Origin of the sequence: Bradyrhizobium sp. CCBAU 051011, from assembly GCF_009930815.1 — a bacterium.
Lineage (GTDB): Bacteria > Pseudomonadota > Alphaproteobacteria > Rhizobiales > Xanthobacteraceae > Bradyrhizobium.
On sequence record NZ_CP022222.1, the window covers coordinates 856,741 to 879,618 of the forward strand.

At 63.2% G+C, this 22,878-nt stretch carries 24 protein-coding genes and 1 pseudogene; 10 read left to right on the plus strand and 15 right to left on the minus strand.

The window, feature by feature from the left end:
* Nucleotide 1 precedes the first annotated feature (1 nt).
* Entirely contained in the window at nucleotides 2-553 is a 552-nt protein-coding gene (locus ACH79_RS04145) for a carboxymuconolactone decarboxylase family protein (RefSeq protein ID WP_202639170.1), read from the minus strand.
* Nucleotides 554-624: 71 nt separating this feature from the next.
* On the opposite strand from ACH79_RS04145, the gene ACH79_RS04150 reads away from it, so the two are divergent.
* Entirely contained in the window at nucleotides 625-966 is a 342-nt protein-coding gene (locus ACH79_RS04150; RefSeq protein WP_161849888.1) for a helix-turn-helix domain-containing protein, read from the plus strand.
* On the opposite strand, the gene ACH79_RS04155 is transcribed toward ACH79_RS04150, so the two are convergent.
* The 3 genes and pseudogenes from ACH79_RS04155 to hemH form a co-directional block, all read right to left on the minus strand.
* A complete protein-coding gene (locus ACH79_RS04155; RefSeq protein WP_161849889.1) occupies nucleotides 963-1,409 on the minus strand; it encodes an NfeD family protein in 447 nt (148 codons plus the stop codon). The genes ACH79_RS04150 and ACH79_RS04155 overlap by 4 nt on opposite strands.
* Before the next feature lie 43 nt (nucleotides 1,410-1,452).
* Nucleotides 1,453-2,453, minus strand: a pseudogene (locus ACH79_RS04160) (SPFH domain-containing protein).
* Between the two features lie 188 nt (nucleotides 2,454-2,641).
* Complete coding sequence (hemH, locus tag ACH79_RS04165) at nucleotides 2,642-3,679, minus strand: ferrochelatase (protein WP_161849890.1); 1,038 nt, start codon at nucleotides 3,677-3,679, stop codon at nucleotides 2,642-2,644.
* Between the two features lie 113 nt (nucleotides 3,680-3,792).
* Between hemH and ACH79_RS04170 the strand changes: the two genes are divergently transcribed.
* Nucleotides 3,793-4,191, plus strand: a complete 399-nt coding sequence (locus ACH79_RS04170; protein ID WP_161849891.1) for an MAPEG family protein — start codon at nucleotides 3,793-3,795, stop codon at nucleotides 4,189-4,191.
* A 392-nt stretch (nucleotides 4,192-4,583) separates the two neighbouring features.
* Here ACH79_RS04170 and ACH79_RS04175 read toward each other — a convergent pair whose 3' ends face one another.
* Together ACH79_RS04175 and ACH79_RS42855 are read right to left on the minus strand one after the other, a co-directional pair.
* On the minus strand, nucleotides 4,584-5,543 hold the full coding sequence (locus ACH79_RS04175; protein ID WP_161849892.1) for an IS110 family transposase: 960 nt from the start codon (nucleotides 5,541-5,543) through the stop codon (nucleotides 4,584-4,586).
* Nucleotides 5,544-6,530: 987 nt separating this feature from the next.
* Nucleotides 6,531-6,695, minus strand: coding sequence for a hypothetical protein (locus ACH79_RS42855; RefSeq protein ID WP_202639171.1), 165 nt, complete (start codon nucleotides 6,693-6,695; stop codon nucleotides 6,531-6,533).
* Between the two features lie 349 nt (nucleotides 6,696-7,044).
* On the opposite strand from ACH79_RS42855, the gene ACH79_RS04180 reads away from it, so the two are divergent.
* Nucleotides 7,045-7,254: a hypothetical protein gene (locus ACH79_RS04180; RefSeq protein WP_161849893.1), complete on the plus strand. Its 210-nt coding sequence runs from the start codon at nucleotides 7,045-7,047 to the stop codon at nucleotides 7,252-7,254.
* 219 nt (nucleotides 7,255-7,473) lie between these two features.
* Here the strand turns inward: ACH79_RS04180 and ACH79_RS04185 are convergent, their stop codons facing one another.
* From ACH79_RS04185 to ACH79_RS04200, 4 genes are all read right to left on the minus strand, one after another.
* Nucleotides 7,474-7,911, minus strand: a complete 438-nt coding sequence (locus ACH79_RS04185; RefSeq protein ID WP_161849894.1) for a thioesterase family protein — start codon at nucleotides 7,909-7,911, stop codon at nucleotides 7,474-7,476.
* 167 nt (nucleotides 7,912-8,078) lie between these two features.
* On the minus strand, nucleotides 8,079-9,179 hold the full coding sequence (locus tag ACH79_RS04190; RefSeq protein ID WP_371419361.1) for a nickel/cobalt transporter: 1,101 nt from the start codon (nucleotides 9,177-9,179) through the stop codon (nucleotides 8,079-8,081).
* Nucleotides 9,176-9,811: a DUF1007 family protein gene (locus tag ACH79_RS04195; RefSeq protein WP_246738637.1), complete on the minus strand. Its 636-nt coding sequence runs from the start codon at nucleotides 9,809-9,811 to the stop codon at nucleotides 9,176-9,178. The genes ACH79_RS04190 and ACH79_RS04195 overlap by 4 nt, the downstream gene beginning before the upstream one ends.
* Before the next feature lie 185 nt (nucleotides 9,812-9,996).
* Nucleotides 9,997-12,087: a M3 family metallopeptidase gene (locus ACH79_RS04200; protein ID WP_161849896.1), complete on the minus strand. Its 2,091-nt coding sequence runs from the start codon at nucleotides 12,085-12,087 to the stop codon at nucleotides 9,997-9,999.
* Between the two features lie 174 nt (nucleotides 12,088-12,261).
* Here ACH79_RS04200 and ACH79_RS04205 point away from each other — a divergent pair, with 174 nt between their 5' ends.
* The 7 genes from ACH79_RS04205 to ACH79_RS04235 all read left to right on the plus strand — a co-directional run bounded on the left by ACH79_RS04205 (nucleotide 12,262) and on the right by ACH79_RS04235 (nucleotide 18,700).
* On the plus strand, nucleotides 12,262-12,522 hold the full coding sequence (locus tag ACH79_RS04205; protein ID WP_161849897.1) for a hypothetical protein: 261 nt from the start codon (nucleotides 12,262-12,264) through the stop codon (nucleotides 12,520-12,522).
* Between the two features lie 650 nt (nucleotides 12,523-13,172).
* Nucleotides 13,173-14,315, plus strand: a complete 1,143-nt coding sequence (locus ACH79_RS04210; protein WP_161849898.1) for a type III PLP-dependent enzyme — start codon at nucleotides 13,173-13,175, stop codon at nucleotides 14,313-14,315.
* A 121-nt stretch (nucleotides 14,316-14,436) separates the two neighbouring features.
* Complete coding sequence (locus tag ACH79_RS04215) at nucleotides 14,437-15,042, plus strand: GNAT family N-acetyltransferase (protein WP_161849899.1); 606 nt, start codon at nucleotides 14,437-14,439, stop codon at nucleotides 15,040-15,042.
* 251 nt (nucleotides 15,043-15,293) lie between these two features.
* Nucleotides 15,294-15,683, plus strand: a complete 390-nt coding sequence (locus ACH79_RS04220) for a RidA family protein (RefSeq protein ID WP_161849900.1) — start codon at nucleotides 15,294-15,296, stop codon at nucleotides 15,681-15,683.
* 48 nt (nucleotides 15,684-15,731) lie between these two features.
* The gene (locus ACH79_RS04225) at nucleotides 15,732-17,174 is read left to right on the plus strand and encodes a homospermidine synthase (RefSeq protein WP_161849901.1); all 1,443 of its coding nucleotides are present in this window, start codon (nucleotides 15,732-15,734) and stop codon (nucleotides 17,172-17,174) included.
* Between the two features lie 223 nt (nucleotides 17,175-17,397).
* On the plus strand, nucleotides 17,398-18,264 hold the full coding sequence (locus ACH79_RS04230) for a hypothetical protein (protein ID WP_161849902.1): 867 nt from the start codon (nucleotides 17,398-17,400) through the stop codon (nucleotides 18,262-18,264).
* Between the two features lie 208 nt (nucleotides 18,265-18,472).
* Complete coding sequence (locus ACH79_RS04235; RefSeq protein ID WP_161849903.1) at nucleotides 18,473-18,700, plus strand: hypothetical protein; 228 nt, start codon at nucleotides 18,473-18,475, stop codon at nucleotides 18,698-18,700.
* 23 nt (nucleotides 18,701-18,723) lie between these two features.
* Here the strand turns inward: ACH79_RS04235 and ACH79_RS04240 are convergent, their stop codons facing one another.
* The 5 genes from ACH79_RS04240 to ACH79_RS04260 form a co-directional block, all read right to left on the minus strand.
* Entirely contained in the window at nucleotides 18,724-19,464 is a 741-nt protein-coding gene (locus ACH79_RS04240) for an acetoacetate decarboxylase (RefSeq protein ID WP_161849904.1), read from the minus strand.
* 107 nt (nucleotides 19,465-19,571) lie between these two features.
* Complete coding sequence (locus ACH79_RS04245) at nucleotides 19,572-20,309, minus strand: ABC transporter ATP-binding protein (RefSeq protein WP_161849905.1); 738 nt, start codon at nucleotides 20,307-20,309, stop codon at nucleotides 19,572-19,574.
* Nucleotides 20,299-21,036: an ABC transporter ATP-binding protein gene (locus ACH79_RS04250; RefSeq protein WP_161849906.1), complete on the minus strand. Its 738-nt coding sequence runs from the start codon at nucleotides 21,034-21,036 to the stop codon at nucleotides 20,299-20,301. The genes ACH79_RS04245 and ACH79_RS04250 overlap by 11 nt, the downstream gene beginning before the upstream one ends.
* Entirely contained in the window at nucleotides 21,033-21,998 is a 966-nt protein-coding gene (locus ACH79_RS04255) for a branched-chain amino acid ABC transporter permease (RefSeq protein WP_161849907.1), read from the minus strand. The genes ACH79_RS04250 and ACH79_RS04255 overlap by 4 nt, the downstream gene beginning before the upstream one ends.
* The gene (locus ACH79_RS04260; protein WP_246738416.1) at nucleotides 21,995-22,861 is read right to left on the minus strand and encodes a branched-chain amino acid ABC transporter permease; all 867 of its coding nucleotides are present in this window, start codon (nucleotides 22,859-22,861) and stop codon (nucleotides 21,995-21,997) included. The genes ACH79_RS04255 and ACH79_RS04260 overlap by 4 nt, the downstream gene beginning before the upstream one ends.
* Nucleotides 22,862-22,878: the final 17 nt, after the last annotated feature.

Consider the following 22,878-nt stretch of genomic DNA (forward strand, 5'->3'; position numbering starts at 1 on the left):
ACTAACGCGGAAATCTTGCCGCGCTCTCCTCCAGCGGCAGCGCCAGTCCGTTGGCGAGATACGACACCGTGCGATAGAATCCGCACAGCAGGATGATCTCGAATATTTTTGCCTCGTCGTAATGCGCCGACAGCGCCGCGAATTCCGCGTCATCGAGCGTAGCCCGCTGGTGCAGCGCATCGACGGCGGCGATCAGCGCCTGTTCTGCCGCCGACCAACAGCCAGCATCGGCATCGCCAAGCACGGTGGCGCGGACCTGTTCCTCCGTCAGCCGTGCGGCTTCCGCGAAGGCCGTGACATGCACGCCCCATTCATATTCGCATCCCGTCCGCGCGCAGGTGCGGTCGATGACGATCTCGCGCTCCCGCAGGGAGAGCGGGCCGCGGTCCAGCAGGCTGCCGGCGCGGAATTTCTCCCAGGCGCGGGCATTGCCGGCGATGACGCGAAACAGCATCAGCGGCGGCGAGCCGCGCATGATGCGATCGAACTGCTGCTGGATCTCCGGTGCGTAAGGCGGCTCGAGCGGCGCGATGCGCGGCGCAGTCTGGGACACGGCCAACTCCTGTGCTACAAATAACGTAGCAATACGCTACATTATTTGTAGCGGCGCGCAAGAGGGTCCGCATGCCGAAACCACCCGCCAGCACGAAACAACGCGCCGTTCGCGGCTCCAGAACCGGCCGCCCCATCATGGCCCTGCTCGATCTGCTCGGCCGCCGCTGGACCTTGCGGATCGTCTGGGAACTGCGCGACGGCCCGTTGACCTCGCGCGCGCTCCGCACCGCCTGCGACGACGCCTCGCCGACGGTGATGCAGGCCCGGCTGTCGGAGTTGCGCGAGGCCGGCCTCGTCGAACTTCTGCCCGGCGATGGTTATCGCCTCACTCCGCTCGGCAGGGAGCTGATGGAAAGCTTCCTGCCGCTCCATCGCTTCGCCGAACGCTGGAGCAAGCAAACCGCAACTTAGGCCGCCGCCACCGTCAGGCTGGCCCCATCTGCCCGCACCACCTTGACCCTGCTGCCGGCCGGCGCGTCGGGGCCGGCGACGCGCCAGATCGTGTCGTCGATCCGCACCGTGCCGGTCCCGTCGACGATCGGCTTCTCCAGCGTGAATTCGCGGCCGATCAGCGCCTCGGTCCGCCTGTTGAGAAACGGGCTGCTCAGGTTGCTGCTTCCGGCGCTGCGCGCAAAATATCGCCATGCCGGCACGGCGGCGATCGCGAATATCGCGAACATCAGCAATTGCGTCTGCCAGGTCGGATTGAACGCAAACGACACCAGCCCGACCAACAGCGCCGCGAGCCCGAGCCAGAACATGAAAACACCCGGCGCGAGCAATTCCAGCGCCATCAGGAGGAAGCCGAAGATCAGCCAGTTCCAGGTGCCCAGGGTAGAAAACATCTCGGCCATGACACGAACCTCTAATCAACAGAATGAACTTCCGGATCGATGCTCACCGCTGCGGCGTGACCGGCGGCGGCGTCGGACCGGTGTTCGGCACCGAGGACGTCCGTCGCGCGGCGGCTGCCGCGGAGGCCGCGCTTTCGCCGAAGGTCGCCTTGGCGATCTCGCCGATGCCGGCAAGCGATCCCAAAATGCTCATCGCTTCGATCGGCAGCATGATGATCTTCTGGTTCGGCGAATCCGCAAGCTGCCCGAACGCCTTGATATACTTGTCGGCGATAAAATAGTTCAGCGCGGCGACGTCGCCCTTGGCGATGGCCTCGGAGACCATCTGTGTCGCCTTGGCCTCGGCCTCCGCGGAACGTTCGCGCGCCTCGGCGTCGCGGAACGCGGCCTCCTTGCGACCTTCGGCCTGCAAAATCTGCCCCTGCTTGGCGCCTTCCGCGCGCAGGATTTCCGACTGGCGCTGCCCTTCCGCCTGCAGGATGTCGGCGCGCTTGACGCGCTCGGCCTTCATCTGCCGGCCCATCGCTTCCACCAGATCGGCCGGCGGCACGATGTCTTTGATCTCGATGCGGTTGACCTTCAGCCCCCACGGTGACACCGCGGCGTCGACAACGCGCAGCAGCCGCTCGTTGATCTCGTCGCGATGCGACAGCACCTGGTCGAGATCCATCGAGCCCATCACGGAGCGGATGTTGGTCATGGTCAGCACGATGATCGCCTGTTCGAGATTGGCGACCTCATAGCTTGCCTTTGCCGCGTCGAACACCTGGAAGAAGGCGACGCCGTCGACCGTCACGGTCGCGTTGTCCTTGGTGATCACTTCCTGCTCGGGAATGTTGATCACCTGCTCCATCATGTTCATCTTGCGGCCGACGCGATCGAAATAAGGCACGATCAGGTTCAGTCCCGGCGACAGCGTGCGGGTGTATTTGCCGAACCGCTCGATGGTCCAGTCATAGCCCTGCGGCACCGTCTTGACCCCGCGAACAGCGTGACAATGACGAGCAGAACAAGGGCAATCGCGAAAATATCGAAACCAGTCATAAAGTCCTCCAAGGGCCGGCAAGGTGAGCGTTGCCGGGCGCGGTCTCTCATTTTTGTCAGCAAAGCCGCGGCGCCGGTTCAGACCGGCTGTTCTCGAGTCATGGCTATATAGCTGGGGAACAATTTGCCGACCACCAGATGTTATCGAGGGCCGAACGGCGGCAAGCTATGGGAAATTTTTCGGCAGGTTAAATCCACCCCTGAAGCTCGCGCAAAACGAGCTGGCGGATGACGTCCATGCCAGGCTCGCTGTCGTTGAGGCAGGGAATCGCGGAAAATTGCTCGCCGCCGTTGTGCTTGAAAATCTCGGCGTTTTCCTGCGCGATCTCCTCCAGCGTCTCCAGGCAATCGGCCGAGAAGCCGGGGGTCACGACGGCAATGCGCTTCACACCATCTTTCGCGAGTTTTTCGATGGTCTTGTCCGTATAGGGCTGCAGCCACTCGTCGTTGCCGAAACGCGATTGAAACGTAAGGATCAGTTTGGAGGCATCAAGCCCCATGCGCTTGCGCAGGGCCTCGGTCGTTGCGACGCACTGCGCCTGGTAGGGATCGCCCTTGTCGACATATTTCTGCGGCATGCCGTGGAACGATGCCACGATCAGTTCGGGCTGAAACGGCAGGCTAGCGAGATGTTCTGACATCGAGACGGCGAGCGCTTCGATGTAATCGGGATCGTCGTAGTAAGGCGGGCTCACCCGTAGCGTTGGCTGCGCGCGCATGCCGGCGAGCGCGCGAAACACCTCGTCGCACACGGTCGCCGAAGTCGCCGCGGAATATTGCGGATAGAGCGGCACCACCAGCAGGCGGTCGCAACCTTGCGCCGCCAGCACCTCGATGCGCGAGCGGATCGACGGATTGCCGTAACGCATCGCCCAATCGACCACGACGTGCTCGCGGTCCGAGATCGCCTCGCCAAGCTTTTCGGCCTGCGACCGGGTGATGGTCTTGAGCGGGGATTCGTCTCGCTCGGCGTTCCAGATCTTCCGGTAGTCGCGCGCCTTGCGGGCAGGACGCACGCGCAGGATGATGCCGTTGAGGATCAGCTTCCAGACGAGGCCCTGATCTTCGATCACGCGCGGATCGGACAAAAATTCCTTCAGATAAACCCGCACCCCCTTAGCATCGGCGGTATCGGGCGTGCCGAGATTGACCAGCAGCACGCCGATGCGTTGCGGCGGAGTTGCCGACGCCGGCTTCGCGTTGCCAAAGGGGACGACCACAGTCATGATTTCGATGGCTTCGCGCGTTGCACCATCCTTGTCAAGACAACCGCCGGTTCGGTACGCTTCCCGGATTGCCGCGGGGCGCGCGCGCGCCAGTGTGCGCGGGGAGAGGAACCATGACGATCGCCGAATGGTGCATTTTCGGAACGCTGCTGCTCTACCTGCTGACGATCGCCTCGGTCAAATGGGCCGCCCACGCACGTTTCGACAATGCCAAGCCGCGCGATCCTGCCTTCTACCAGGACCCGATCCGCGCCCGCGCGCTCGGCGCCCATCAGAACGGCATCGAGGCCTTTCCGTTCTTTGCCGTCGCCGTGCTGCTGGCGGAGTTTCGGCTGGGGCCGCAACGCCTGATCGACGAGCTCGCCATCCTCTTCGTGATCGTGCGGATCGCCTACGTCTTCACCTATCTCGGCAACCGCCCGACGCTGCGCTCGATCCTCTGGAGCCTGGGGTTTGCGATCAACATCGCGATTTTCTTTCTGCCGGCGATCAAGGGGTATCTGCCGGCGTAGGGGGGCTGGTGGTCATGCTGTGCTCGCAATGACGGGGAGACAGCGACGCAATACTCGACTGTCATCCCCGCGTATGCGGGGATCCAGTACGCTGCGGCTTCTCGACTCAATCACTGATGTCTCTGGAATACTGGATCACCCGCTTTCGCGGGTGATGACAACTGACTATGAGGATGCATTCTCGCGACGCTGATCGCCCGAGGTTTGTATTTTCTTCGTCGCCCTCTCCAATCAGAGCAACTGTGCTGGAAGTAGCCCGGTGATCGGCCGGCCTCAAGGCTGGCGCTGGCGCGCCCCCGCCTACGGCGGCTGCGGCCTTGACCCCGCCCGTTCACCGGTCTGTCGGCTTTGCAAGCGCTCGGTCGCGGAACCGATCGCGGTGGGCGCGCTCGTCAGCTCAACGCGTAACGGCTGGGATCCCATTTCTGCCGTCGTGCGATCATGGTGTTGAGGATGATGATCAGCTTGCGCATGCCGGCGATGATGGCAATCTTCGGCTCTTTTCCTTTGGCAATCAGGCGCTGATAGTAGGCCTTCAGCACGGGATTGTTCAGCGTGGCTGCGCCAACACAGGGCATGTAGATGGCGTTACGGACCCAGCGGCGGCCTCCCTTGATGTGGCGCTCGCCGCGGCGCTTTCCGCTGTCGTCGTCATAGGGGGCGACCCCGATCAAGGCCGCGGCGATCTTGTTGCTCACCTGACCAAGCTCCGGCATTCCTGCAAGGAGGTTTGCCGAACTCGTCTCGGCGAACCCCGGCACACTCTCGATGATCTCGGCGCGTTCCGCAAAATCCGGCATGGACTTGATTTTGGCGCAGATGGCGGCCTCGAGCTTGGCAATCTCGCAGGCCAGGTTCTTCAAGATGCGGGCATGCGCCTTCTGCACCAATCCCGGCGCGGCATGCTCGCTTTGGCTGACCAAGCGCATCCTAAAATCAATCAGGCTTAAGCGCGCCTTTACGAGTGCCTGCAGCTCCTCTTGTGCCGCATCGTGTTTCTGGCCCGGCGCATCGCTGAATGTCTCGGCGAACCAGGCAATCATCTCGGCATCGATCGTATCGTTCTTGGCCAGCCGTCCGGCTGATAGCGCGAAGCTGCGGACCCGTTTGGGGTCGACGATCCGAACTTCGATGCCGGCGTCGCGCAGCACCTTGGCCCAGGCACGCTCATAGCCGCCACTCGCCTCCATCACCGCCTTGTTCGCCTGGTGCTTGCGAAGCCAGGCGACCAGCTTACGGTGCCCCTGGGTCGTGCTCGGGAGGGTTTGCCGTAATCCCAACGCACGAATGCACGCATCCACCTTGTCCTTGGCGACATCGATACCCACGACAACATGAGCATTTTGTGCCATCATCCACTCCCTTCCTTGCTCGGTTCGGGCTCGAAGCCCTTGCAACTGTTCGGGTTGAGGAAGACACCGGAGCTGTCCCTCGCTCTGACACAGGCTCGGTCGCCTTTGGGCGCAACGGGCTCAGTTCCAGCAACGGGCGGTTGGTGCGCAACCGCCCGTTCGCACATTCTGACAGATTTCCTGGACACAAGGGCGCAGGGAAGACCGGGTGCGCGCTGCACCCGCGGTCTCGTGTGCAATGTGTGCATAGGAATGCGCACACGAGCATACAGGTACAGCGGGGGCATCCCGGCTTTCCCTGCGCAATGGCTTTACGGCTTACTTCGTGCTCTCCCCGGAGAACGGCTCTTTTGCCTCCGTCGTCCCTGAGAAGCTTCGCTTCTTAAGAACTTAACGCCAGCACCGCGACGCCAGGACCACACGACTTCGCCGTACGCGTCAGGCGCGCACGTCTATCGCGCCATCTGCGTCCATCGCATCTCACCGCGCGTTCGTGACGATGGCCAACGCCCCTCATCTTGCCGTGAGACGAGCGGAGTTATGCGACTGATTTGGGTGACGTGTTAAGCGGAATATTTTTGATTCCCGGGCTTGACCCGATTTCTGAAAATCAGAATTGATTTGCCCGCCGGGCAGTACACACAAGCGCACACATGTCAGTCCGCAGGGTGGTTGACGGTGATGCCGGTCTCTCAACCGTCATTGCGAGGAGCGCAGCAATGAAGCAATCCATGTCTCAGCATGCGGCGCTATGGATTGCTTCGCTGCGCTCGCAATGACGTGGATAAAGTCCGTAGGGTGGGCAACGCCAACGGATCGGGCGAATGCGCGCCCGATGAGAGGCTCCGCGTGCCCACCATCAAGAGGCTCGATCGGTGATGGAATGGTAGGCACGGCGCTATCGCGTTTGCCCACCTTACGGCCGGCACCATTCACATCGAGATAATTCGGCAGATGTTGAGCGCGTGCATTGGGGGTCGGATCGCCTCACTGCGGCAAGTCTTTGAAGAGTTCGATTACGATCATGACCATCGAGCCGACTGCAACCACCACCGGGCAGATAAACGGCAGCTCTTGCAGCAGCCCGACAAGGACCGCCCGGACGCGGAGAGTTCTCTTCACATGCGCGAAGCGCAAGCCTGCCACACCCATCGGATATCTCCGTTTGGCCCCCAGCAGCGGTCTGATCTTTAAACGCGAAGCGAGCCCCGGCTATAGCCAGTTCGGGTGTTCCCTCGATCAAGGTGAAGGAACCCTTGCAAGGGGGCCATCGGGCACGTTGCCAAGGCAGGCTCCGGATCCTTTGGAAGTGCCCCCGCGAGCCGGGACTGCGCGACCGCTCGGGATGAAGATCATCACATCGCGCCGAATTATGCACCACATCGTACACAAGGACATTCGACCCGGCATGTCGAATTGGAACGCCGTAGCCGGCACGAGGTTAGATAGCTTACGTACCTTCGCGGCTGCGCTGACCGGCGCGTTGCATTGGAGGCGGCGCATGAAAACCATCGTTGACGAAGCCGGCGAGGTCATCGCCAAAGCAACGGATGATCATACTCTAATCGGCGGCCACCATCGCCTCGCGGTAGCGGCCAGCCTCGGTCAAAGACTGTTCTGGCGAGATACTGGCGAACCCGTGAAGCTGGATCTGTTCTTCAGGCATAAGTTCTATTCGACAGACAGCCTGAGCCGCTCGCCGAGATTATAGTTGTTCGGGTACATCGCGGTTCGCTGCTGCGCTGACGCCGCGCGCGACGGTCGACAGCACTACTCGTCAAGCAGGTCGGCGGGCTTTGCTTGCTGCTTGATCGCCCAGAGCCAATAGGCTTCATCGAGTGTGGGTCCGGGTGCTGATCAGCTTCGTGCCTTCCTCGCTTCGCTGCACTCGCAATGACGTGGATATAGTCGCGCTCATACGACGCAAATCTCACGCCACCAAATGCCGCTCCCGCGTCGCGATCAAATCCCTGATCTCCTTCGATATCGGGACCGGGCGATGCGTCTTCTGGTCGGTGTTGACCCAGACGATCTCGCCGGTCACCAGCGCCTCATTGCCGCCTTTGAGGAAGATCGCGAGTTCGAAGCTCAGGCTCGAATTGCCGATCCGCGCCACGCGCGCGCCGACGTCGAGCTCCCAGTCGAACCGAACGGGCGCCTTGTATTCGATGACGGATTTCACGACGTGGAAATCGACGCCGCTCTTCTTGGCATCGGCGTATTGGTCGTAGCCGAGTGCGCGGAAATACTCGGTGATGGTGGTGTCGAAATAGGTCAGGTAATGCGCGTTGAAGACGACGCCCTGGCCGTCGATTTCGGAATAGCGTACCCGGAATGGATGGAAGAACCAGAATTGCTCGCGTGACATGGGATTCCCGGTGTGGCGTGTTCAGCTGATTGCATAGTTTAGCGACGACAATTCATAAAGCCGGCGCTCCGTACTCTTCCGTCATTCCGGGGCGTGCAAAGCACGAACCCGGAATCTCGAGATTCCGGGTCTGGTCCTTCGGACCATCCCGGAATGACGGCGTAGAACTACAAACACGTGGCGCGTTCGGCGGCGAGGTAGCCGAACAATAGGCCGAGGCCGAACAGCAGCACCAGGCCGGCGGCGCCGAACTCGATGCCGCGCATGATCAGCGCGCCGCCGCCCTCGCGGCCGGCGCTGAGCCGGCGGGCGAGACCCTTGGCGGATACGGCGATGATCGCAATGGTGGCGACCGTGATCGCGGTGCCGAGCCCCATCACGAAGGTGGCGGCGATGCCGGCCAGGAACAATCCCTGCGCCAGCGAGAACACCAGCACCAGAATGGCGCCCGAGCACGGCCGCATGCCCACCGCAAAGATCGTCCCAAGGCCGCGCCGCCAGCCGCCGGGGCCGGCGAGTTGATCCGGCGTCGGTCCGTGCGAATGGCCGCAATGCTCGTCATGAACATGGCCATGGCCGTGATCATGGTCGTGATGATGATGGGCATGGTCATGATGATGCGCGTGCCCGTGATCGTGGTGATCGTGATGATGGGCTGTGGCCACCGCCATCGCCGGGGCCGGCTTCGCCTGCAGCGCGCGCATGAAGCCGCCGCCCTTGGTCCAGACCAGCCGGGCGCCGAAAGCTGCGATCAGGCCATAGCTGACGATCTCGATCGCCTTCTCCGCGGAGCACATCGTCTTGGCGGTGGAGGAAAGCAGCCAGGCGAACACGGCGACGATCGCCACCGCGACCAGCGCCTGCAGGAACGCCGAGGCGAACGACAGCACGATGCCGCGCCGCGCGGTCTCCTCGTTGGCAACGAGATAGGACGAGATCACCGCCTTGCCGTGGCCGGGGCCGGCGGCGTGGAAGATCCCATACGCAAATGAGATCCCGAGCAGCGTCCAGACCGCGCTGCCGTCCGATTTCGCCGCGCGTATCGTGGCGGACATCTCGCGATAGAATTCGGACTGCTTGGCCAAAATCCATCCGATCACGCCGCCGACCTGCGGCTCGGCGGCGGGCCGTGGCCCGCCGAACGGGTTCTGCGCCAACAGCGCGTGCCAGGCGGTGTCGAACACCACAACGGCCGCGAGCGCCGCGGCCGTGATCGCCAGGACTCTGGTCGTCTCGCCCCGTGCGAGCCTTGCAAGCAACGACTTCACGGGCAGTTCACCGTGATCTTGTTGGCGAACATCGCCCCGTAATTGGAATTGTCGCCGTTCATGAAGTTCTGCTCGTTCAGCCGCTGAGTGTTCGCGGTCTCGTCGTTCGGCCGCTGGAATTTCATCTGACAGGCGGCCGGCGCGCCAACCAGTTTGATGGGGTCCTTGTCGTCGAACTTGAAGTCGATGAAATAAGAGGGATCGAACACCTCCAGCGCCAGCTGCTTTGGCGTCACCGGCGCCTTCAGCGGCAGCAGGAAATGCAGCGTCAACGCGCTGTCCTTGTATTCGAGGTAGTAGTCGACAGGCTCGTTGAACTTCTCCTTCTTGCCGTCGCCCTTGGCGAAGGTGAAGTAGGCGAAATCCTTCAGCGACTCGACATTGGTCTGCGCCAGCGGCGCCAGTTCCTCGCGGGTGTAAACGCCCTTGGTCTTGGTCTCGATGCCCTGCAGCGCGTAGGTCGAGAACATGTCGTCAAAAGTCCAGGCGTGGCGCACGCCCGTCATCGCGCCGTCGGGCGCGTAGACCACCTCGCTTTTGGCCGTGATCCAGACATGGGGATGGGCCTCGGCCGCGACCGTGCCGAGCGACAAGGCGACGATCGCGCCCAACAAGCTGAAAACTACACGCAACACGTCGCCCCTGCCTCGTGCGCGATTTGCGCACAAGGCGCGGGGACCCATACGCCGTGTCTTCTCTGTTTGACGGTGTGGCAAGGGCTTTTCCTTCACAACGAACACCAGGGGTTATCGGTCCCTGCGCCAAGTGCGCAATTGCGCACAAGGCAGGGACGACTCGTGGAGGCGACGCCGGCCAATCAGGCCGCCGGCGTTGTTTCGAGCAGTCCGCGCCGGCGCAACAGCGCATCCGCCTCCGGCTCGCGGCCGCGGAACGCGACATAGGCGTCCTCGGGGTTGCGCGCGCCGCCCGACGAATAGATGTCGTCGTGCAGGCGCTTGGCGGTGGCGGGATCGAAGATGTCGCCGGCTTCCTCGAAGGCGCCGAACGCGTCGGCGTCCATCACCTCCGACCACATGTAGCTGTAATAGCCGGCGGCATAGTGGTCGCCGGAGAAGATATGGCCGAATTGCGTGGGCCGGTGCCTCAGCGCGATTTCCGTGGGCATGCCGATCTTCTCCAACTCGGCCTTCTCGAAGGCCGCGACGTCGCGGCTGGCCGCGGCCGGCTGGGTGTGGAATTCGAGGTCGATCAGCGCCGAGGAGACGAACTCCACGGTGGCAAAGCCCTGGTTGAATTTTCGCGCGGCGAGGAAACGCTGCAGCAGGTCGTCCGGCAGTGGCTCGCCGGACTGATAGTGTTTGGCGAACTGCCGCAGCACCTGCGGCTGCTCCTGCCAGTGCTCATAGAGCTGCGAGGGCAGCTCGACGAAGTCGGTAAACACTGACGTGCCCGACAGCGAGGGATAGGTCACGTTGGACAGCATGCCGTGCAGGCCGTGGCCGAACTCGTGGAACAGGGTGCGCGCGTCGTCGGGCGACAGCAGCGACGGCTGGCCGTCCGAGCCCTTGGAGAAGTTGCAGACGTTGATGATCAAGGGGGCGATCTCGCCGTCGAGCTTCTGCTGGTCGCGCAGCGAGGTCATCCAGGCGCCGGAGCGCTTTGAGGGCCGGGCGAAGTAGTCGCCATAGAACAGCGCCTTGTGCTTGCCGTCGGCGTCCTTGACTTCCCAGACCCGGACGTCCGGATGCCAGACCGGGATGTCCTTGCGCTCGGCAAAGGTGATCCCGAACAGGCGGGTGGCGCAGTCGAAGGCGGCCTCGATCATGTGGTCGAGCACCAGGTAGGGCTTGATGGCGGCGTCGTCGAAATCGGCTTTCCGCTGCCGCAGGATTTCGGCGTAGTAGCGCCAGTCCCACGGCGCGAGGGCGAAGTTGCCGCCCTCCTCCGCGATCAGCGCCTGCAGCGCGTCGCGGTCGGCGAGCGCGCGCGCCCGGGCCGGTTGCCAGACCCGCTCCAGCAGGCCGCGGACGGCGTCCGGCGTCTTGGCCATGGAATCCTCCAGCCGGTAGGCGGCGTAGGTCGGAAAGCCCATGAGCTTGGCGGCCTCCTCGCGGAGCTCCAGGATCTCCACGATGGTGGCGTTGTTGTCGTTGGCGTTACCGTTGTCGCCACGGGCGGTGAAGGCCTTGTAGACCTTCTCGCGCAGGTCGCGGCGGGAGGAGCTCTTCAGGAACGGCTCGACCGACGAACGTGACAGCGTGACGATCGCCTTGCCCGCCATGCCCCGCTCTTCGGCCGCCGCCTTGGCCGCGGCGACGAAGGCTTCGGGAAGGCCGCCGCGGTCGTCCTCGCCGAGCTCCATGAACCAGTCCTGCTCGTCGCCGAGCAAATGGTGGCTGAAAGAGGTGCCGAGCTGGGCCAGCCGCTCGTTGATCTCGGCCCGGCGCTTCTTGGCGGCCTCGTCGAGACCGGCGCCGGCGCGGTAGAAATTGGTGTAGGTGCGCTCCAGGAGCCGGTTCTGCTCGCCGGTCAGGCCGAGCGTGGCGCGGTTCTCATGCAAGAGCGCGATGCGGCCGAACAGCACCGCGTTCATCATGATCGGGTTCCAGTGCCGCGCCATCCGCAAGGAGACTTCCTTGTCGATCTCCAGGATCGCCGGATTGGAGTGCGCCGAGACCAGGTCGTAGAACACGGCTGCGACCTTGGAGAGCAGCTTGCCCGAGCGTTCCAGCGCCGTGATGGTGTTGGCGAAGTCCGGCGCCGACGGATCGTGGGTGATCGCCGCGATCTCGGCGGCATGGTCGGCGAAGGCCTGCTCGAAGGCGGGCAGGAAGTGCTCCGGCTCGATTTCGGCAAAGGGCGGCGTCTCGAACGGCGTCTGCCACGGCCGGAGCAGCGGGTTTTCGCCAGCTTCCGAGGGGGCCGCCGTATGCAGGGTTTCTGACATCACAATTCCCGTTTTTGCCTCGTTTTCTTGACGCAAACCGGTACCGATTTCGCTCGAAAACGCTCCAGAAGATGCGGCAATCTATATCACGCGATGAGGCATTTTTGGGCCTTTTACGCTTGATAGATGGGGCCTTTTCGGAGAGATTGCGCCCCCTGAACAGGACCTTTTTCCATGAGCCCACAGCCCGCTTCCACATCCTCCCGCCAGATCGTCTGGCCGAGCGTCATCACCGTCATCTCGGCGGCGATCCTGATCGGCGCGGAAGTGTTCGGCGCGGCGTTTGCCGGCGGCTGGGCGCTCGCGATCCTGTTCGGCCTCAACGACACCTCAGCGCACATCCTGCAGGCTGTGCTGTTCGGTATCGGCGTGCTGATCATGGTGGCGTTCATCCGCGCCGCGCAACGCATCGAGCCGTTCTTCAGGCGCGGCTGACGCGCATTCAAGAAACCGCTGCGGCACAGGCGTTACAGCGCTCAACGCCTCGCGAGAAATCTTAACGTCCATTCATGTTTGTCGTCAGCGGCGCACACCGCGAACGCTTTCGTAATCACACGCGCGCGAAATTTGTCCCCACCCTAAAAAAATTGTTGCGAAGCCGATTCAAAAGACTTATTTCCAGCCTTGCCCAATTTCGCACGTGCCTGTGGTCGTGTGTCAGTCGGTAGGTATCCGGACAAGAGGCCGGACAGCCGCCAAGGGATGGAAGAACCGAGGGTCGCTTAACAGGCGGCCAGCATCTCTCTCCAGGGATGCCGTTGAAGGTCTCACCACTCCTTGCAACCGTGACTGGCAGCCGGAGGCGAACCGGCGTACTCCGCTCTCAACGGGGGACGCGACTTAAAGCAACGACGGATCGGGCTTTTTTGGTCTCTACCGGCATTCCACCGCCGGCGCGGGCTACTGAAAAGGCTTGTCCTTCATTGCCAGGTGAGCGGGCGGGAAATCTCCCAACCAATCCACGGCAGCACAATTCGGTCCTCGAGTTCGAGGCTTTGTCGCGTCTCCATCGTGCGGCAAGGCCAAGCGCTCAGGTCCGAGAACTGTTTGAACGCGCCCGTCGCTGGGCCGTTTGGGAGAGTGCCATGACCGAACGTATTCAGGAATTCCTGCGCAACCGCCGCAGCGAGGGCCAGGACACCGAGCCGTGCCTCGTTGTCGACCTCGAAGTCGTGCGCGACAACTACCAGACCTTTGCGAAGGCGCTGCCGGACAGCCGCGTGTTCTACGCGGTGAAGGCGAATCCTGCGCCCGAGGTGCTGTCGCTGCTCGCCTCCCTGGGCTCCTGCTTCGACACCGCAACCGTCGCCGAGATCGAAATGGCGCTGGCCGCGGGTGCGACGCCGGACCGCATCTCCTATGGCAATACGATCAAGAAGGAGCGTGACATCGCGCGCGCCTTCGCGCTCGGCATTCGCCTGTTCGCGGTCGACTGCGCCGCCGAGGTCGAGAAGATCGCCCGCGCCGCCCCCGGCGCCAAGGTGTTCTGCCGCATCCTCTATGACTGCGCCGGCGCCGAGTGGCCGCTGTCGCGCAAGTTCGGCTGCGACCCGGAGATGGCGATCGAGGTGCTCGACCTCGCCAAGCGTCTGGGCCTGGAGCCGTGCGGCATCTCGTTCCATGTCGGCTCGCAGCAGCGCAAGGTGAAGGCGTGGGACCGCGCGCTGGCGATGGCCTCGACGGTGTTCCGGGACTGCGCAGAGCGCGGGATCAGCCTGTCCATGGTCAACATGGGCGGCGGCTTCCCGACCAGGTACCTCAAGGATGTTCCTCCGGTCCTGCAATACGGCCGGTCGATCTTCCGTGCGCTGCGCAAGCATTTCGGCAACCAGATCCCAGAGACGATCATCGAGCCGGGCCGCGGCATGGTCGGAAATGCCGGGATCATCGAGACCGAAGTCGTTCTGATCTCCAAGAAGAGCGACGAGGACGAGGTGCGCTGGGTGTATCTCGACATCGGCAAGTTCGGCGGTCTCGCCGAGACGATGGACGAGTCGATCCGTTACGCCATCCGCACGCCGCATGACGGCGCGGACATGACGCCGTGCGTGCTCGCAGGTCCGACCTGCGATAGCGCCGACGTGCTGTACGAGAAGATGCCGTATCCGCTTCCGGTGACGCTCGAGATCGGCGACAAGCTGCTGATCGAAGGCACCGGGGCCTATACGTCGACCTACTCGTCGGTGGCGTTCAACGGCATCCCGCCGCTGCGGACCTACCACATCTGATCGGTCTCGTTTGAGGCTTGAATAACGGGAGCCGGTGCGCCGGCTCCCTCCCCGTCATTTGCGAATATTTGACAACGCTTTGCGCGGCAGCCTTGCCGTTGCGAGCGGGGACTGACGTGCCATGACTGCTTTGCGGAAGACCAAGATCGCCCTTAACCCCAAGGCTGCTCCGTTTGCGATCCGTGCGGAGCGAACCTCGGACGTCGCCGCGCGTGAAGCGCTGCTGGATGCCTGCTTTGGCGACACCCGCCATACGCGCTCCTGCCAGCGCCTGCGCGACGGACGCGCGCCCGCCGAAGGCCTCAGCCTGTCGGCCGTGGCGGAGGGCCGGCTGGTCGGGACCGTTCGGTTGTGGCACGTCAGCGCCGGGGGCATCCCGGCGCTCATGCTCGGCCCGCTGGCGGTGGAGGGTTCCTCCCGCCAGCTCGGCGTCGGGGCTGCGCTGATGGACCACGCGCTCGCGGCGGCGAAGGCGCGTGGCCATCGCGCGGTAATCCTGCTGGGCGACGCGCCCTATTACGCCCGCTTCGGCTTCTCGGCCGCGAAGACCGGCGAGCTGTCGCTGCCAGGCGCGTTCGAGCGCGACCGGCTGCTCGGCCTGGAGTTTTGCGACGGCGCGCTCGACGGCGCCTGGGGCATGATTACCGCCACCGGCGCGCCGCTGCCGAAAACGAAGGCAGTCCGCGGCCGGAAGGCGAAGGCCCTGCTCGTGCCGCGCGCGGCCTGAAGGCCATGGCTGCGAGCCTTGCCCGAGATGCGCGCCCACGCTGGCGCGGCGCTATCACGATGGCCCTGCTGGTCATGATCACGATCATGATCGTCAGGGACATCCTGGTGCGCCGCTGGGGCGGGCCTACGCCGCCGGCCTCCGACATCACCCAGCCGTCCCGCTAGCCCCGCGAGGGGTTGCGCAGGCTGGGGAAAAGCCCTTAAACCGCGCCCATCCCGCCCCGGACCGTTCCCAAGATCGAGGTTCCGATGCCCCGTCGTCTGATTTCCACCGGCTCGCCTTTCGAGAAGACCGCCGGCTACAGCCGCGCCGTCATCGACGGCGATTTCGCCTTCGTCGCCGGCACCACCGGCTATGACTACACGACCATGGTCATCCCGGTCGATGTCACAAACCAGGCGCGCAACTGCTTTAGGAACATCGAAGCTGCGCTGAAGGAAGGCGGCTTCGCGATGGCCGATATCGTCCGCGCGACCTACTACATCACTGACCTCGCGGATGCGGACCCTTTCTTCGCAGTCTGCGGCGAAGTGTTTGGCGAGATACGTCCGGCCACCACGCTTCTGGTCGTCGCGGGGCTCTACAAGCCCGAGATGAAGATCGAGATCGAAGTCACCGCGAAGCGCCGCACCGCCTGATCCACCCCTCACCATTTGTCTACCAGCACGTTCCGGAGAAACCATCCCATGAGCCCCGCCTCGCAGATCTACGCGAAGATTACCGGCCCCATTGTCATGGTCGGCTTCGGCTCCATCGGCAAAGGCACGCTGCCGTTGATCGAGCGGCATCTCGATTACGACAAGTCGCGCTTCACCGTGCTCGATCCCAAGGACGAGGGCCGCAAGGCACTTTGCGAAAAGCACAATGTACGCTTCATCCAGAAGGGCCTGACCAGGGACAATTATCGCGAGGTGCTGACCCCGCTGCTCACCGAAGGCGGCGGCCAGGGTTTTTGCGTCAATCTCTCGGTCGATACCGGCTCTACCGACATCATGGAGCTCTGCAACGAACTCGGCGCTCTCTATATCGACACCGTCAACGAGCCCTGGCTCGGCTTCTATTTCGATTCGTCGAAGGGCCCGGAAGCACGCTCCAACTACGCCCTTCGCGAAGTGACGCTGGCCGCCAAGAAGGCGCGTCCCGCGGGCTCGACGACGGCCGTCTCCTGCTGTGGCGCCAATCCCGGCATGGTCTCCTTTTTCGTCAAGCAGGCGCTGCTCAATGTCGCCGCTGATCTGAAGCTCAATGCCCCCAAGCCGAAGACCAAGGCCGAATGGGCGGACTTGATGCGGCAGGCTGGTGTCAAGGGGATCCACATCGCCGAACGCGACACCCAGCGCTCGAAGTCGCCGAAAGAGCCTGATGTCTTCGTCAACACCTGGTCGGTGGAAGGTTTCCTGTCGGAAGGCGTGCAGCCGTCCGAACTAGGTTGGGGCACCCATGAAAAATGGATGCCCGAAAATGCGCGTACCCACGAAGCCGGCTGCGGCGCCGCCATCTATCTGATGCAGCCCGGCGCCAACACGCGCGTGCGCACCTGGTGCCCGACCCGCGGCGCGCAGTATGGCTTCCTCGTCACCCACAATGAGTCGATCTCGATCTCCGATTACTTCACGGTGCGTGACGCATCGGGCACGGCGATCTATCGGCCGACCTGCCACTATGCCTATCATCCGGCTGACGATGCCGTGCTGTCGCTGCATGAAATGTTCGGCCGCGCCGCGAAGATGCAGGAAAAGCATCACATCCTCGATGAGAATGAAATCGTCGATGGCATCGACGAACTCGGCGTGCTGCTGTTCGGCCATGACAACAATGCCTACTGGTACGGCTCGCAGCTCTCCATCGAAGAGACCCGCAAGCTCGCGCCCTACCAGAACGCCACCGGCCTGCAGGTGACCTCTGCCGTGCTCGGCGGCATGGTGTGGGCGCTGGAAAACCCGAACCAAGGCATCGTCGAAGCCGACGAGATGGATTTCGATCGTCTGCTGGAAATCCAGATGCCGTATCTCGGCCCGGTGAAGGGTTTCTACACCGACTGGACGCCGCTCACCGACCGTCCGGGCCTGTTCCCGGAAGACATCGACACGTCGGACCCCTGGCAGTTCAAGAACGTGCTGGTGCGCTGAGCGCGCCAGCACGGTATGCGTCGTGCCGCGGCCATTGCCGAAGTCGAGACGAGGCTGTTAGGGTGCACAACCACAACGTGATATCCTGACAGCCGCGCCGGTGACAATGAGCCGAAACTCAAAATCGACCCGTTCCATGATGCCTAGGAATGCCGGCGCAGCCTTCGCACTGGCGATGCTCTCGCTCTGTTCAGCTCCTGCTCTCGCGGCGGACGGAAACTGCATGGCGAGTTACTACCGCAGCAAGTCGCCCCCCTGCATCGATGAAACGTTGGCGCAGTTCCGGCAGATGGTGCCGCGATCCGCTCCGGACACGCTTGTCGGCTTCCTTGCCGAAGTGTTCAAGGCGTCTCCCGAAGAGCGGGAACGTCTGCTCAAGAACGAACCTTCCAACAACGTGAAGCAGGTATATCTCTACAGCCTGTACCGGGCTGGCCTGTCGGATGAAACGCAAAAATATGCCGCCGCCAACCAGCTCACTGCGCTGCTCGATAAACTGCAGGCAGGACGCGTCCCGACGCTGGAGGCGGTGAGGCCTTCGGCAATCCCCGGCGACAACGACGCCCTGATCGGCGCCTACATGGCGTCGGGCAAGACCGTCTTCATCCAGCGCATCCTCGAAAACTATACAAGCGCCGAGGACCCGATGGTCAGCGATGCCCTGCGCATGGCCTACATGATGAGCAAGTTCGGTAATACGCTCACACCCAAGGGGCGCGACGACGTGATGACGAAAGCGGCCTGCGAAAAATATCAGTGCAAGGCCGACTCGCAAAAATTCCGCCGGCTGCTGACGCTGGCATCGGCTTTCTGGTCGACGCAGTCCCTGTCCGCAAAGGACGAAGGCATCAAGACGACATTGTCCGACTTCTTTGCCCGCGATGCGCGGCTGAAGGATCTGCTCGCCGCCGAGCAAGCCGCGTTCGGAAACTACATGACGGCGATCATGCTCATTGCCACCTTCAAGGACAAACGTGAGGGCGCGGACCAGGATCGGACCTACGAGCTGATGAACAAATCCGCGTCGATCTACGAGCATTTCGGGACCGGCAAGGAGGCGTTCGAGCCGTTCATTAGCCTGAAGAAGTGACAGCGCGTCGCCGTGCGGCCGGCGGGCGATCCCGCTGGTTCCCGCTGCAGCGCACATCGCCTCGCCCGGCGTAGAACTACCCACGGGAACTGCAGTTCCCCGTAACCCTCGATTAACTCGATCGCGCCATCCTGAAGGGTGAATTCCTGCGAGGGCCCATGGCCGTCGCCGCTTTATCCGCGCGACGGCTCCGGTTGGAGCAACCAACATGCGCGTCATCATTGCCATCATCCTGTCGGCCGCGGCCTTGGCTGCGTGCGCGCCTGAGGGCAACAGCTATGCCGAGGTGACGGGCTCGATAGACAATTGCGCGCGCAAGCTCTACAGCCAGTACAATCCCAAGGACAAGAAGCAGTGCGTCGCGGTGTGCATCGCCTGCGAGCGCGGCGTTGTGACGACCTGCTCAACCGCCTGCACGCTGAGGGGCGCGCAGTGATCGCCAGGTAAGCCGCTCGCCCCTTACCTTGCCATGTAGTCGAACGCCACCGTTCCCAGGCCAAGCGTCAGGTCGGCCTTGAAATGCAGCGCGGAGACCACTTCGTGCACCGGGAGCCGGGCGACGTCGGCGAGCGCATGTGGGAACAGGCCGAGCGCCGCCGGGCCAGTCCATGCCTCTTTCAGCGTGATGTCTTCGAGATAATAGCGCACCAGCTCGCAAATCCGTGGGCTACCGTCGACATGCGGGATGATCTTGAGCATGAAGTTCGGCGCCTTCATCCCTTTCAGCACCGCGTCGTGATCGACCGCGCGATGCTTGTAGCCCATGGTGGCGGAGACGCACAGCACCGAGCCGTAATGCAGCGTGCCGACCAGCACATCGCTCTCGACGGCGATTTTCGGCTTCGCCAGTTTCTTTGGAAATCCCCAGAGTTCGCGGCCGCCGGCGATCGGTCCCTCGTCGTCCAGGTACATCGAATGAACGTAGATGCCCTCTTCGCCCTTGAAGCGGACCGGAATGACCTGGCCGGTCTCGGTGTAATCACCGAAGCCGGTTGAATCAGGCATGCGGATGAATTCGTATTTGACGACGGCCTCCGCGACTTCGAGCGGCTCGGGCACGACAGCGGCGAGCGCCTCGGGGTCGGTGCGATAGGTGATGACGAAAAATTCTCGGTTGAAGAAGCGGTACGGCCCCCGCGGAAACGACGGGTTGGTCAGCGGCATCGAATAGGCGGTTCGCCTGACGTCATCGATCTTCATGGCCTGCCCCATTTGTCATCTGAACTGACGCAATGAGATTATGGGGCAGATGATGGCAGCTAGCGAGGCTGAAGAAGCGGCAGAACGTCACGATGCCGTCATAACAGTCAGACGACGCCGCCGAGATAGAGCCGCTTGACGATGTCGTTGGCCTTCAGCTCGTCAACCGACTGCGCGGCGACCGCGATCTCGCCGTGGACGATGATGTAGCCGCGATCGGCGATCCGGATCGCCTGGTTGAAATTCTGTTCCGCCATCAGCACGGTCAGGCCGACACGCTGCTTCAGCTCGCCGATCTTGGAAATGGTCTGGGACACCAATAGCGGCGACAGCCCGACCGAAGGCTCGTCGATCAGAAGCAGCCGCGGTGATGACATCAGCGCCCGCGCGATCGCCAGCATCTGCTGCTGGCCGCCGGACATGGTACCGGCGAGCTGGCTGCGCCGCTCCTTCAGCACCGGAAAGGTGTCGAACACGAGCGCGAGATTGCCGTCGATCGTCGAGCGCGCGGCCTTGCGGAACGCGCCGAGCATCAGGTTTTCCGTCACCGTCAGCTTGGGAAACAGCCGCCGTCCTTCCGGCACCAGCGCCACGCCGAGATCGACGATCGCCTCGGGCGACAGTCTTGTCAGATCATGCGCCACGCCGTCGATCGTAAGCGCCAACCGGCCGCTGTCCGGACGGACCAGGCCCATGACGCATTTCATCAACGTGCTCTTGCCGTTGCCGTTGGTGCCGAGCAGGGCCACGGTCTCGCCGGCCTCGACATGCAGCGTGACGCCGCGCAGCGCCTTGACGGCGCCGTAGCCGGCATCGAGACCTTCGATGGCAAGGCTAAGTGCCAAGATAGGCCTCCTGCACCCGCTTGTTGGCCATCACCTCGGCGGGCGCACCGAGCGCGATGATCTTTCCGGCGTCGAGGCACATCACCCGCTCCGAAAACCGCATCACCGCCTGCATGATGTGCTCGATCATGATGATGGTGATGTCTTCCTCGCCGAGGCTGATCAGGAGATCGAGCACTTCGTCGACTTCGGAAGATGAGAGCCCCGCCATCGCCTCGTCGGAAATCAGAAGCTTCGGCCGCACCGCCATGGCGCGGGCAAGCTCCATCTTGCGCAGTTCGACCTGGCTCAGCGTGTCGCTGGAGGCGCCGGCCTTCGAGGCGAGCCCCATCCGCGTCAGGATCGACATCGCGATCTCTTCCTCCGCCGCGACTGAACCGGCGGCGGCGAAGTCGAGCCCGACCATGAGGTTTTCGAGCACCGTCATGCTCTTGAAGGGACGCGGGATCTGGAAGCTGCGGGCGATGCCGCGGCGTGCACGTAGATGCGGCGGCAATTGCGTGATGTCCTCGCCGCAGAACACCACGCTGCCGACCTGCGGTTTCAGCGCGCCGGAGATGCAGTTGATCAGCGTGGTCTTGCCTGAGCCGTTCGGGCCGATCAGGCCGAACCGTTCGCCCTTCCGGATGTCGACGCTGATATTGTCGAGCGCGGTGAAGCCGCCAAAGGTCTTGGTCAGCGTTCCCACCTGCAGCAACGGCGCGTCGGGTGCGGCAGCCGTAGTCATTGCTTGCCTCCCGCGCGCAGACGATAGCGCGGCCGCAGCAGCCCAATGATACCCTTGGGCGCGCCGACCACGAACAGCACCAGCATGATGCCGAGCACCAACACATTGATTTCTGACGATATGGTCACCGCAAGGAACTGCTGCGTTGAGCCGAGCAGGATGGCGCCGAGCACCGGGCCGATCCAGTGCGCGGTGCCGCCGATCAGCGACATGGCAAGCGCCGAGACGGAATAAGTGAGATTGAATGCGGAGGATGGGTCGGCGTACTGCAGGTACATTGCTGCCGGCGCTCCAACGGCCGACATCAGCGCGCCCGAGATCATGCAGGCCACCAGCTTGAGCTTCAATGTCGGCACACCCGTGCATTCGGCGGCGAGTTCATCATCCCGAAGCGCCTGCAGCCCGCGGCCCATCCGGGAATTCTGGATGTAGCGCGCGATCCCGACGGCAATCACCACCAGAATCGCCTGCACGAAGAACAGCATCTTCACGTAAGAGTCGAACGGCGCCATCACCGGCGGCCGCTGGATCTGGATGCCGGCCGCGCCGCCGACAAACCGCCAATTCATCACAAAGGTCTCGATGATGATGGCAAGCGCGATCGTCGCGATCGAGAAGAAGATGCCGCGCATCCGCAAAGTGAGGAGGCCGACGCCAAAGCCGAGCAGCATGCCGACGATGGCGGCAACGGCGATCTGCACCACGAGCGGCGCCCCGGTCGCCTTGAACAGCGCGACCGCCGTATAGACGCCGACGCCGAAAAAAGCGTTGGTTCCGAAATTGACGTAGCCGGCATAGCCGCCGAGGATACTCCAGGCCACCGCCAGCGCGATGAACTGCAGGATGACGTAGCCGGCGAAAAACGGATATTCGTTGCGGACGATCTGGGTCATCGACAGCACGGCGACGAGGAAGACGGCCACGCCGGCCCAGAATATGATGCTGTGGCTGCGCTTGTTCATCGGCCGAGCAGACCTTGCGGGCGGACGGCGAGCACGCCGAGCAGCATGGCGAACGAGATTGCCGGCGCCCAGGAGGCGCCGAACATCGTCAGCACGATCGACTCGGCGACACCGAGGATGATGGCGGCGATCAGCGTGCCGCTGATGCTGCCGAGCCCGGCCATGACGACGACGCAGAAGGTGCGCCCGATATAGGCGCGGTCGAGCGTCGGTTCGACCGGCGCCACGATGATCAGGAGCGCGCCGGCGATCCCGAGCACCGCGGTGGCGATGCCGAAGGCAAACTGCTTGATGCGGACCGGGTTGGCGCCCATCAGCCGCAATGCCTCCTCGTCCTGCGCGACCGCTCGGATCGCACGGCCCATGAAGGTTTTCGACAGATAGACCGCAAGCAGTACCGTCAGCGCCAGCGCCACCGCGAACGCGACCAACTGCCGGATCGGTATCCGAAATTCGCCGAACCGCCAGGACTTGCCGATATAGGTCGCCGAGACCGAGCGCTGGTCGACGCCGAACTGCAGGATGATCAGGACCTCGATGATGAAGGCGATGCCGAAAAAGAACGCGATGCCGCGGACGCCGGCGTCGCTGCCGCGCCGCTCGAAGGTCTCGTAATAGACGCGGTAGGCGAGCAGGCCGAACAGGAAGAACAGCGGCGTGATGGCGAGGCCCGCCAGCAACGGGTCGATGTCATAGCTGTCGTTGAGCTGGTACACGCCATAGGACGCGAGCACCAGAAAGGCCGGATGCGCGACATGGGGAACGTCGAGCAGTCCGAACGAGACCGACAGCCCGACGCTGACGGCTGCATAGAAGCAGCCGAGCAGCACCCCGAGCACCACTGCGCCAAGCAGCAGGTCCATCGAAAACAATTCAGATC